A 12,088-nucleotide genomic window follows, 5' to 3' on the forward strand; every position below is an offset into this window, starting at 1 on the left:
AACCTTGAGCTTATTTCTCGCTCAAGGTTGCACTGTTCAGCATCACAGGCTCGGGCAGCGGCAGCTTGCGGTGCGCCATAATCCCTGTTGTGCTGCCGGCTTCTCCTTTTATATCGATTTGCTTGATTAATCGGCCGTCCATCTTCAGCACCTTTATCGTATATGAACCGATGCGAATGGATTCACCAGCCTCAATATCGATGTTTTCTTTTAATATCAATCCGCCGATCGTATCGACGTCTTCTTGAATCGACGCGCCAAGAAGGCTATTCACCTGATCGATCCGAACCTTTCCATCCATCACATAATGGCCGTCGCCAAGCTTTTGGATCAGCGGCTGTTCATCTTCATCAAATTCATCTCTGATCTCGCCGACAATTTCCTCAAGAATATCCTCTGTCGTCACAAGTCCCGAGGTTCCTCCGTATTCATCAGACAATATAGCCATATGAATGCGCTCGCGCTGCATCTTAATCAGCAAATCATGAACCGGGATCGTTTCAATCACTTCGATGACCGGCCGCACATACGGATGGATCGTCATCTTCATTCGTTCTTCTTCTGTCATAAACAGCAAATCAGAAAACAAATGCTTCGTATTGACCAAACCGATCACACTGTCTTTGTCCCCAGCTGTGACTGGCCAGCGCGTGTATTTTTCCTTCAGCATGACTTCAAGCATTTCAGCCATCGTCATCTCTGTGGAGACCGCGGCCATTTCCTTCCGCGGTATCATAATTTCTTTCGCGATCCGATTATCAAATTCAAAAATCTTATTCACATATTTATATTCAGACGGATTAATCTCTCCGTTTTTTAAACTCTCAGACAATAGCATCCTGAGTTCTTCCTCAGAATGGGAACCGTCATGTTCTGACGCAGGCTTTAAACCGAACATTCCGCATAAAAGCCGCGCCGATCCATTGAGGATCCAAATAAACGGAAACAGGAGCAAATAGAATAAACGCAAAGGACCCGCTATCAGCAAGGTCAGCTGCTCTGCCTTTTGAATCGCGACCGTTTTCGGGGCCAGTTCACCTACAACGACGTGCAGGAATGTGATCAAGCCATACGCGACTGCAAAAGAGACTGCATGAGAAACCGAGTCCGGCAAGCCGAGCGGTTCAAATAATGGATGCAGAAGCCGTTCAAAGGCCGGTTCACCCAGTACGCCAAGTCCAATTGATGTCAATGTAATGCCCAGCTGGGATGCGGATAAATATTCATCCAAATCTGTAATGACACGCTTTGCGAGTATCGCCCGTTTGTTTCCTTCTGTGATAAGCTGATCTATTCTGGATCTCCTTACTCTAACAATCGCAAACTCGCTTGCAACGAAAAACGCGGTTAAAGCAATGAGCACGCCAATTAAAATCAGACTGTCAATATCGTCCATTTAACCTTATCCCTCTTATTAAAGGATAAGGAGTCACCTCCTGATATAATCATTTTTCCTTAACATTGAGGTACGCGGTGTATTGTTGCCTAAGCAGAGGGCCCCATCATACCACCTCCAAAAGTCAAAGTTTGATTATAAATTGTATATTTTATTGTAACACAACTCATTCCAAAAATGTTTTTTTAATTTTTAGACTTTTATTATAGAGAAAGCCTTAATTGCACGCGCTGCTTGTCAATTCTGCTGACTGCCTGGATTGGAGAAGTAAGGATTTCGTGAATATAAAAAAGAAAACAGCATGGAAAACTGTTTTCTCTTTCTTTGCCTTCTTAAGCAAAATCTTTATATAAAGAAATGAAAATATCCCGTGAGTTTTTAATCTGCTCGATCGGCACACTGAAGGATAAACGGAAATGCCCGCTCATTCCAAAACCGCTGCTCGGCACAATTAATAATTTGTATTTTTGGGCGGCATGCACACAAAATGCGACTTCATCTTCAATCGGCGATTTCGGAAAAACAAAGAAGCCTCCCTTTGGCATTTCAAATTCAAAACCGGCTTCTTTTAAAATATCTACCATTAAATCCCGGCGCTCCTTATACGCGCTTGCGTCTACTCTTAAATCATCCATTCGTGCCACAGTCCGCTGCATCATAACAGGGGCATTCACAAATCCAAGCGTTCGATTACAATACACAAAAGCGTTGATCAAAAGGTCCGCATTCGGCATTCGGCTGTCTAATCCGATATACCCGAGCCGCTCCCCGGCTATGCCGAGATCCTTACTGAATGAGCTGGCCAAAATCACACGATGATACGATTGAAACGGATTTGCCAGCTCTTCATCATAGATTAATTGACTATACGGTTCATCAAACAGCACATAAATCGTCTGGCCGTTTTTTTCTTCTATTTCTTTTAATAAAGCACCTAAATCGTCTATATTTTTCTGGCTGAGAACAGTGCCTGTCGGGTTATGCGGTGTATTGAGAATCAGCCCTTTTGTCTGCGGGGTGATCGATTGCCTTACCGCTTCAATGTCGATCTCGAACCGGTCTGTCAACGGGCAGCTGACGGCCTTGCCCCCATAGTTCTCAATATACAACTTATATTCGGCAAAATAAGGTGCGAGAATAATGACTTCTTCCCCAGGGTTTATGATGCTTTTTAACGCAACATTCAAAGCGCCGCCCGCGCCCACCGTCATGACGATGCGCTCCGCTAGGAAATCAGCTTCAAAACGTGACCCCAGAAATTGCGCGACTTTTTCTCTCGCTGCCGGAAGACCTTGGTTTTGTATGTATCCGTGGCTGCCTTTTTCAGCTTCCGCTATTAACGCTCTCTTAAAAGCTTCAGGAGGTTCAACAATCGGGTTGCCGAGTGAAAAATCAAATACCTGTTCCTCCCCGAACTCTTTCTTCAGCCTTGCACCTTCATCAAACAGCTTGCGAATCCATGATCCTTTATTTAAGTTTTCTTTAACTTCCCGGGATAACCCAGCCAATTTCATCTGTCCCTTCCGTGTATCATCATTTGAAAATTCTATCTTTTTATGTTACTTCAATCAGATCATGAATTCCACAACTTCCAATTCCCATCTAGGAAAAAACAATAAACTTGTGCAAGACACCGTTCATATATTAAACTATTCTCATAACTATAACGTGATGGTTGGGAGGGATATAGATGGGGCTGAGACTTATCGCATCAGTGAACTAGCGGCGCTCGCCGGAGTAACGAAACGGACAGTTGATTATTATACGAATCTCGGTCTGCTTACGCCGGCCAGATCCTGTTCAAATTACCGTTACTACGACGAAAATGCACTCAAACGGCTTATATTTATTGTAGATTGCAAGAAGCAGCGATTGGCCCTGTCCGATATTAAAGATCGACTGGAGAACCAGTTTCCCTCTTCAGCTAAACTTAATGATGAAATTGGAAATCTGGCATTAGAAATTGATCATATGAATCAAAACATCTCCGGAATCTTGCATCGGTTTGAACGGCTGAAGCCTGAGGATCGTGACAAGCTGAAAAGCAAGCTCCCGCCTGAAAAGCTCGCCGTGTTCCAATCATTAATGCTGCTGTTAAGTTAAAACCATTTTATCTAACAGGAGGTGTTACCTTCATTCTCATTGCTAGAGTGAAGGTTCTAATTGGACATAGTGAATTTGATTTTAGTTGCTGTTTTAATCGCCCTGACGGCATTTTTCGTGGCATCTGAGTTTGCCATTATCAGAATCAGAGGCTCACGGATCGATCAGCTGATCGCGGAAGGAAATAAAGCAGCAATAGCCGTAAAAAAAGTGACCACGCATCTTGATGAATATTTATCTGCGTGTCAGCTCGGAATTACACTGACTTCCATCGGATTAGGGGTCTTAGGTGAATCAACGATTGAAAGGCTGCTTCACCCGCTTTTCGTAAAATTGAACGTTCCAGGTTCCCTTTCACATGTCATATCGTTTATTTTTGCGTATGCCATTATCACGTTCCTGCACGTTGTTGTTGGAGAACTTGCACCTAAGACAGTCGCTATCCAAAAGGCGGAAGCAGTGTCTATGCTGTTTGCGAAACCGCTGATTTGGTTTTACCGCATTATGTTCCCGTTCATTTGGCTTTTGAACAATTCCGCACGGTTATTGACAAAAGCATTTGGCCTGGAGACCGTTTCAGAAAACGAACTGGCTCACTCTGAAGAAGAGCTGCGAATCATTTTGTCTGAAAGCTATAAAAGCGGTGAAATCAACCAGTCAGAGTTTAAATATGTAAATAAAATCTTTGAATTTGACGACAGGCTCGCGAAAGAAATTATGATTCCGCGGACCGAAATTGTCAGCCTTCCGCATGATATCAAGATTTCTGAAATGATGGATATCATTCAGATCGAAAAATATACCCGCTACCCTGTGGAAGAGGGCGATAAAGATAACATTATCGGGGTTATTAACATAAAAGAAGTGCTGACCGCCTGCATCAGCGGCGAGGTATCTGTTGATTCGACCATTTCTGAATTCGTCAATCCGATCATTCATGTCATTGAATCTGCGCCGATCCAAGACCTGCTTGTCAAAATGCAAAAAGAGAGGGTCCACATGGCCATCTTGTCTGATGAATACGGCGGCACTGCCGGGCTTGTAACGGTTGAGGACATCATCGAGGAAATTGTCGGTGAAATTCGCGATGAATTTGATATTGATGAAATTAGCGAAATCCGCAAAATCGGCGAAGGCCATTATATTCTTGACGGAAAAGTGCTAATTGACCAAGTAAACGACCTGCTCGGCATTCATTTAGAGAACGAAGAAGTCGATACAATCGGCGGCTGGTTCCTTACTCAAAAATACGATGTTGAAAAAGATGATTCTATCATCGAAGAAGGCTGCGAATTCATCATTAATGAAATTGACGGCCACCACGTCGCATATATTGAAGTGAAAAAGCTTCAAGAAGAAGAACTTCTCGAGACTGCTAACCAGCAGGAAGCATAATAAGAAAAGCACCTTATAAAAGGTGCTTTTCTTATTTTCACAGTTTCAGGCTAACGCCTTATAGCTGATCAAGTTTATTCTCTAATTCTTTAATCCGCTGATTCAAAGCCTCTGTCATTGCTGCAAGTCTTTCCTTTGACGGCAGGTGGGCAAAATCAGCCTGGTGAAGAGGCTCACCGATAATCAGCTTCATTTTTCCTTTTTTGAACAATTCTTTTCCGCTTGAAGGGCCCTGATATGCAGCAGGAACAAGCGGCGCTTTCCCCATTTGCGCAATTGTCACCGCACCTCTTTTCAAAGGCACGTCCTCAGAGGTTCTTGTTCCGCTTGGGAAGATACCGACAATCTCTCCTTCTTTCAGCAGCTTAATCGGTGTTTTAATACTGCTTGGCCCGGGATTTTCCCGATCTACCGGAAAGGCATGAATTTTCTGCAGAAACGAACCGATCCATTTATTTTGAAAAAGCTCTTTTTTCGCCATGTAGTGTATTTGATAAGGAAGAATCCCGACTCCGAGTGTAATCACATCAACCCAGCCGGAATGTGTACACGCGATGACAAAACCTGAATCGGCCGGAAGGTTTTCTTTGTTATACACCTTCACTCCTCCGCGAAGAGAAAGAATAACTTTTAAAGCATTTGCACAAAACTTATACATATCGCACTTCCTTTGTCGTAATCAATGATTCTTTCTGTCATCTATTATAACAATATTTTTTATTACCTGGTACTAATTTTTAAGATTTCTCCCGTTAAAACGCCAAAAAGCTGAGGATTCGCCCTCAGCTTTTGTTATATTTCCTCTCTGGTCGGCGGGGCCATAAACTCCGGTCCGACTGGGTCTGAAATTGTATTTTCCAATATGGTATTGATATCTTTCTGATCTTCACTATTCAGCGTCCAGCCTGTAATCTCAGATAGCGCCTCAAGCTGCTCAGGCTTCCTTGCCCCCCAAAGAGCGACATCCGCTCCCGGCTGGTCTAAGATCCATCTGACAGCCAAGTGAATCACTGATTTTCCATAACGAGTCTTCGCCAGCTTATCCAATTGATTCACAGCAGAAAGATACTCTTTAAAGCGGGGCTTCTGGAATTTTGGATCGTGATTACGCAGATCATCGCTCTCAAATGTATATTCTTCAGTCATTTTGCCTGTTAACAGCCCTCTGCATAAACTGCCGTATAATAAGGTTGTCACCTTGTGATCTCTCGCATACGGAAGAACATTCTCTTCCATTTCTCTTTCAAACAAATTATAAGGAGGCTGAATCGTATGGAGGGGTGCAACGGCGCGAAATGTATCCATTTGCTCAATCGAAAAATTGCTTACGCCAATCGCCCGGATTTTTCCCGCATCATATAATTCCTTCATGACTTCCGCTGTTTCTTCAATTGGCACAAGCGGATCAGGCCAATGCACCTGATAAAGGTCAATATAATCTGTTTGAAGCCGTTTTAAAGAATCCTCAACTTCCTCTACAATTCTCGCTCTGTTCGCATGGCGGAACAGCTGGTTGTTCTTCCAGTCCAAAGCCGTTTTGGTTGCGAGAATTACCTTGTCTCTTTTGCCGTACTCCTTGATTGCCTTTCCGACGATTTCCTCGGACTGCCCGAAGCCGTAAGCCGGCGCGGTGTCAATCAGTGTAATCCCCTGATCAAGAGCGGCGCGGATTGTTTTAATCGATGTTTTTTCGTCAGTGCCTCCCCACATCGTTCCTCCAATCGCCCATGTGCCGAGGCCGATTCTGGAGGCTTCTATTCCTGTTTCTGCGATACTGGTATATTCCATTGTGCCACTCCTTCACTTTTTCACTATCTTTTCCCCTCTGGAAAAATTGTTAAACATTTCTCCGCACTATCTTTTGCGGCCATTTTTGGGTACTATATAGGAATGGTGTTTGATTAGGTATAAAAAAGCCGTTTGCATGTAATGTGCAACTTTAAACCTTTCTTATGCGTGTATAACATAGAGGGGAGAAAAGGCAGTGACGATCGATGAAATTTACCAAATATACATGAATGATGTTTACAGGTTCCTGCTCTCCATGACAAAAGACAAGCATCTTGCCGAAGACTTGCTGCAGGAAACCTTTATGCGGGCATACATACACATTCACTCCTATGATCACAGCAAAGTAAAGCCCTGGCTTTTTCAAGTGGCGCGAAACGCCTTCATTGATTACGTCAGAAAGCATAAGAAAGAAGTAACCATTTCTGATGACTTAATCGGAAGCCTCTTTCAAAATGCTGTTCAGAGCCCTGCCCATCAGGTAGAGATAAAGGAAGTGCTGACTGGTTATATGTCCGAGCTCCCCGATAATTATCGGGAGGCCTTAACGTTATATTATTTAAAAGAGTTAAATTACAAAGAAGCATCCCATATTATGAATATTTCAGAGGCGAATTTTAAAAGTGTTTTATTTCGTGCCAGACAGCGGCTGAAAGCACTTTATAATAGAGGTGTTAATGATGAATGAAGAATTTAAAAAGCGTTTTGATCAATATAAAAATGGGGAAATGAGCGACCAGGAAATGAACGCATTTGAGGAAGAACTTGAGAAGCTCGAAGTATATCAGGAATTGATTGACAGCGAGCTAGAGGACGATAACGATTGGGATATCAGCATCAGTCCTGAAAAACAAAAAGCGATTTTAGCCTACGGCAAACGCAAATCTTATTTGCGAATTTCTGTGCTTGCCGTCATTTCGACATTGATGATTTTGCCGCTTTGCACGCTGGGAAGCTACCTCTATTACGGGATGGGCGGAAAACACAGCACCGGCAATGAGTTTATGGAAACCGCCGCCGTCACTGTAGCCCTGACCATGCCGAATGTTCTTGTTGATACTTCCGGGCTGAAAAGCCAAGTGAAGCTGTTTGGCATGAATACGGAATTCCCGCTGCAAAAGCAGATTGGCACGAAGACGGCTGCCGTAGGGAATGAACGGGTTGAAATGTTTTATAACAAAGTAAAAGCGCCGGCTGTAAACTACTATGACTTAGAAGCGAATAAAACCGGCCATTACTTCACACACCCTTCAAACACGTCTGAACAAACAACCGCAAAAGCAGAAAAAACATTAAAGACATTGCCTGAAGGAACGGTATCCGAGGTCTACCTTTCATATGACCGCGCATATCCGACAAAAGACGTGTATAACAAATTCAAAGGCTATGATGTGAGCTTTTTGTGGAACGCAATCGAAACAGAGAAAAACACAAATAAGACAGCTTCAACAGAACCTCTTGGCTATCCTGGAAAGGATTCAAAGTTCTTGGCTGCCCTTAATACAAAAGGCAAGTCGAATGGCGATCAGTTTATTAACGCCCTGAAATTTATGTCCAAACACGAAAAATGGGCTCAGGTCATTTCAAAACGCAAAGACCTGAATGTAGATAACCGATTAGATTATGTAGAGAAAAACGGTGTCAATGTTTACGGTTCGGTCGTTACAGGACCAACCAAGGAAATCCAGCGGATGCTGAAAAACAAATCTGTAAAATCAGCGAATGTCGGCGAGGTGGAATTATGGAACTGGTAAGAATTTTTAAAGAACACAATGTATTCGGCTGGATCTCTGTCGGGACAGCGGTTCTGTCCCTGCTCTTGCTGAATTTGGCGATTATCAGCAATGTCACGTTTTATTCCTATCAAATGCTTCCGTTCGCCATGGCTGCCGTTCCGTTCGGCGTTGTTGAACTCTTCATCAAGAGAGGACGCACAGGCCCCGGCCTGCTCGGCGTCATCCTTAATCTCTTTGTGATTATTTGTGTGTATACCATTGTTTCTGTAGATACAAATTTACAGTTTGGCTTTTAAAAAAAGACGCCTTTTCAGGCGTCTTTTTTCATTTACACCGGTTTTCGGAACAAATAGCTTTCTATAGCAAAACCCATTTTTTCTGTATAAAATCGATGTGCGTCTTTACGCTGAAGGCCAGATGAAAGACTGACAAAGCCAAGTCTGGCTTTACTCGCCCAGTCTGCGGCATAATCCAAAAGCATTTTGCCGTATCCCTTTGATCGGCTAGGTGCCGTTGTAACTAGATCCGCAACCCACAAGTGCTCTCCTTTATGAATGGAAACCCTCGGCTGAGCGCCGCACAGCGCTCTGATCTCTGTATCTTCATATAAGGCAAAAAGCATATACGATTCTTTCTGCACACAGGCTTCAAGCCTTTGTAAATATGTCTCGATATCTAGTTCTGTTCTCAATTCACCCATGACCGGATACGACTCAGCCCATTCTTCTTTCGTGGTTAATTGTTTGATATGAATCATCTTCTCAATCCCCTTTCCTTTCGTTACAATGATCATAGCTAATAAATGGCATTTACCAAATAGCCAATATCAGAAAAAATGACCATGCCAGATAAAAAGGAGACATGAGATGGATATCACGCCGTTTCTTGATAAAAAGAGCAAATACCGCTGTATGAGCAGCTCTATACCTTTTTCAAACAAGAGATTTCACATGCGCGAATCACAAAGGGAACAAAACTTCCTTCAAAACGCAGGCTCTCCAGCTTGCTCGATGTCAGCACGGCAACAATAGAACGAGCTTACGAGCAATTAACTGCTGAGGGCTATGTCAAAAGCAAGCCGAAAATCGGTTGGTTCGCGGCAGAAGTAGAGCCAGACTTTCCGTCAGCTCCTGACCATTTTCAGCAGTCTGCACAGCCTGGCTCACATAAAAAGAACGCACCTGCTATTGACTTCCATCAAGGCAATGTTGATCCGGCCCACTTCCCGTTTACCGCATGGAGAAAAAGCATAGTAAAAAGTCTGGATCGCTATTCCGATTCGTTTCACACCTCTGGTGACCCTCAGGGAGAACACGAACTCAGGCACACGATTGCCCGATTCGTCAGGCTGTCTCGGAGAGTAAATTGCGATCCCGGCCAGATTATCATTGGTGCAGGAACCACCGTGCTTCTGCAAATTCTTTGCCTTATGCTAAAACCAGGTACAAAAATCGGCTTTGAAGAACCGGGCTTTCACCGTTCAAGAAGGATGTTTGAAGCAAATCGCATGAATGTCATTCCGATTTGTACTGATGCAGAAGGCGTCCTGCCGGATGAGCTCTACCGCCGGAATCCTTATTTCATGTATACGACTCCTTCGCATCAGTTTCCGCTTGGGACCATCATGACGATAACCCGCAGACAGGAGCTGCTTGCATGGGCAGCAAAATCAAATTCATTCATTATAGAGGATGATTATGACGGGGAATTTCGCTACAGCGGCCATCCCATTCCGTCTTTACAGGGCCTAGATCCGAATGGCAGAGTCATATATCTTGGCACTTTTTCAAAGTCACTTCTGCCTTCCTTGCGGCTTAGCTTCATGATTGTGCCCCCTAAACTCATGAAATCGATCAAAAACAACGCTCAGTTAATGAAGCAAACCGTCTCTGCCCACTCGCAATTCGCGCTGGCAGACTTCATCGAAACCGGAGAGTGGCAAAAACACATAAATAGAATGAGAGGCCTATACCGAAAAAAACACGCTGTCCTGTTAGAAGCCATCCGCTCTGAACTAGGAAACACCGTTGAGATTCTCGGTAAAAACTCAGGGCTTCACATTCTGCTGCGTCTTTTGTTTCCAGCAAATGAGGAAGAAGCAATAAAAGCAGCCGCAAACAACGGTGTAACCATCTATCCCGTCTCCCCTTCATATAAAGAACGAACACCTTTTGCTTCTGTCTTAATCGGTTATGGCGGTTTGTCAGAAGAGGACATCAGGCTCGGCATCCAAAAACTAAAAACGGCATGGGCGCCGTTGATATCATCTTATTAAATAAAAAAACAGGCTCCATTCCCGGAGCCTGTTTTTTTAAAAAGATAAAATTCCAATTAAATTTAAGAACACGATAATAATGGCAAGCGGCACGATAAAACGAAGCAAATAAAACCATGTGTAAAAGAATGCTTTGCCTGTATTTGATCCATTTCTCATTTCTGCCAAGAGCTCACTCTTCGAAATTTTAAGCGGGATAAAAAGAGAAATTAACAGAGCGCCTGAGGGCATTAAAACATTGCTGACGGTAAAATCAGCAATATCAAAAAACGTTTTGCCAAATAGGTGCACATCACTCAATACGCCATAAGACAAGCAGCATGGGATTCCGACCAAAAAGATCAAAAGCCCGCTCGTCCATGACAGTTTTTTCCTCTTCTTTTCGTCCCCTTTTCCGATTGTGGCGACAATAATTTCAACCATCGAAAATGCTGAGGTTAAGGCCGCAAATAAAAATGCAACGAGAAAGCCGATAAAAAACAACGTGCCAAACGGCAGCTGTTCAAAAACGGCTGGAAGCACTGTAAACAGCAGTGTCGGTCCTTCATTCGGCTGAAAACCGAATGAGAAAACCGCCGGAAAAATAGCCAAACCTGCCAAGAGTGTCACAATGATATTCATCAAGACAATGGAGGCTGCTGAACGAGGGATATTTTGTGTTTTCGGCAAATAAGAGCTATAGGTCACCATCACCGATACCCCCAATGTTAACGTAAAGAAAGCCTGTCCCAGAGCGAATAATATAGATTCCGGAGTCAGATCGCTGAAATGTGGCACAAGCAGAAACTTTACGCCTTCCATTCCACCATTAAGCGTAAGAGACCGGAGAACAAGCAGAATAAACAACAAAAACAAAATCGGCATTATCACCGCGCTGACCCGTTCAATCCCTTTTTGAACCCCTCTGGCGACAACGATGACAGTCAGTACCATAAAAACAAGCTGAGCCGTGAGCGTCTGCACCGGATTTTGGATAATAGAAGCAAAAAGAGCGCCATACTGTGCTTGGGAAAGCCCGGACAGTGAGCCTGACGCTGTTTTTACGATATACAGCAAAATCCATCCCCCGATTACACTGTAAAACGACAGCACTAAGAAACACGCGGCTACACCGATCCACCCGGTAAGAAACCAAGCTGATCGCGGCGCTTCTTTTTTATATGCATCAATGGCATTCGTCTGGTTCCGTCTTCCAAAAATAAATTCCCCCACCAAAAGCGGATAGCCTAAGAGGATGGTAAATAACACGAAGATAAGAAAAAAGGCTCCTCCCCCATTGGTCCCCGCTACGTAAGGGAACTTCCAAATCGCGCCCAAGCCGATAGCCGAGCCGGCCGCTGCCATGACGAAACCAATTTTCGAAGCCCATTGGACTGGTTTTTGCTCAGACAATAA

At 43.8% G+C, this 12,088-nt stretch carries 11 protein-coding genes and 1 pseudogene; 6 read left to right on the top strand and 6 right to left on the bottom strand.

Features of this window, described 5'->3' with window-relative positions:
- Window positions 1-10 precede the first annotated feature (10 nt).
- Entirely contained in the window at window positions 11-1,396 is a 1,386-nt protein-coding gene (locus QA442_RS17265; RefSeq protein ID WP_095432725.1) for a hemolysin family protein, read from the bottom strand.
- 332 nt (window positions 1,397-1,728) lie between these two features.
- On the bottom strand, window positions 1,729-2,910 hold the full coding sequence (locus tag QA442_RS17270; RefSeq protein ID WP_095432726.1) for a pyridoxal phosphate-dependent aminotransferase: 1,182 nt from the start codon (window positions 2,908-2,910) through the stop codon (window positions 1,729-1,731).
- Window positions 2,911-3,067: 157 nt separating this feature from the next.
- Here QA442_RS17270 and cueR point away from each other — a divergent pair, with 157 nt between their 5' ends.
- Both cueR and QA442_RS17280 read left to right on the top strand, forming a co-directional pair.
- Window positions 3,068-3,499, top strand: coding sequence for a Cu(I)-responsive transcriptional regulator (gene cueR, locus QA442_RS17275; RefSeq protein WP_040083818.1), 432 nt, complete (start codon window positions 3,068-3,070; stop codon window positions 3,497-3,499).
- A gap of 60 nt (window positions 3,500-3,559) precedes the next feature.
- Complete coding sequence (locus QA442_RS17280) at window positions 3,560-4,894, top strand: hemolysin family protein (RefSeq protein ID WP_040083600.1); 1,335 nt, start codon at window positions 3,560-3,562, stop codon at window positions 4,892-4,894.
- A gap of 58 nt (window positions 4,895-4,952) precedes the next feature.
- On the opposite strand, the gene QA442_RS17285 is transcribed toward QA442_RS17280, so the two are convergent.
- Window positions 4,953-5,552, bottom strand: a complete 600-nt coding sequence (locus QA442_RS17285) for a 1-acylglycerol-3-phosphate O-acyltransferase (RefSeq protein ID WP_014663357.1) — start codon at window positions 5,550-5,552, stop codon at window positions 4,953-4,955.
- A gap of 134 nt (window positions 5,553-5,686) precedes the next feature.
- Window positions 5,687-6,682: an aldo/keto reductase AkrN gene (gene akrN, locus QA442_RS17290; protein ID WP_071580743.1), complete on the bottom strand. Its 996-nt coding sequence runs from the start codon at window positions 6,680-6,682 to the stop codon at window positions 5,687-5,689.
- A 196-nt stretch (window positions 6,683-6,878) separates the two neighbouring features.
- Between akrN and sigM the strand changes: the two genes are divergently transcribed.
- The 3 genes from sigM to QA442_RS17305 are packed head-to-tail and all read left to right on the top strand — an operon-like array spanning window position 6,879 to window position 8,714.
- Window positions 6,879-7,370 (top strand): RNA polymerase sigma factor SigM, encoded by a 492-nt coding sequence (sigM, locus tag QA442_RS17295; RefSeq protein WP_095432727.1) that lies wholly within the window; start codon window positions 6,879-6,881, stop codon window positions 7,368-7,370.
- Window positions 7,360-8,436, top strand: a complete 1,077-nt coding sequence (locus QA442_RS17300; protein WP_082033029.1) for an anti-sigma factor — start codon at window positions 7,360-7,362, stop codon at window positions 8,434-8,436. The genes sigM and QA442_RS17300 overlap by 11 nt, the downstream gene beginning before the upstream one ends.
- Window positions 8,424-8,714, top strand: a complete 291-nt coding sequence (locus QA442_RS17305) for an anti-sigma-M factor (protein WP_003233341.1) — start codon at window positions 8,424-8,426, stop codon at window positions 8,712-8,714. Before QA442_RS17300 ends, QA442_RS17305 begins: the two co-directional genes overlap by 13 nt.
- A 32-nt stretch (window positions 8,715-8,746) precedes the next feature.
- Here the strand turns inward: QA442_RS17305 and QA442_RS17310 are convergent, their stop codons facing one another.
- Window positions 8,747-9,175, bottom strand: coding sequence for a GNAT family N-acetyltransferase (locus QA442_RS17310; protein ID WP_040083604.1), 429 nt, complete (start codon window positions 9,173-9,175; stop codon window positions 8,747-8,749).
- Window positions 9,176-9,284: 109 nt separating this feature from the next.
- Here QA442_RS17310 and pdxR point away from each other — a divergent pair.
- Window positions 9,285-10,693 (top strand): annotated as a pseudogene (gene pdxR / locus QA442_RS17315) (MocR-like pyridoxine biosynthesis transcription factor PdxR).
- A gap of 36 nt (window positions 10,694-10,729) precedes the next feature.
- Here pdxR and QA442_RS17320 read toward each other — a convergent pair.
- Complete coding sequence (locus tag QA442_RS17320) at window positions 10,730-12,085, bottom strand: sodium-dependent transporter (protein WP_014663352.1); 1,356 nt, start codon at window positions 12,083-12,085, stop codon at window positions 10,730-10,732.
- Window positions 12,086-12,088: the final 3 nt, after the last annotated feature.

It is taken from the genome of Bacillus stercoris (assembly GCF_029772985.1).
GTDB classification, from domain to species: domain Bacteria; phylum Bacillota; class Bacilli; order Bacillales; family Bacillaceae; genus Bacillus; species Bacillus stercoris.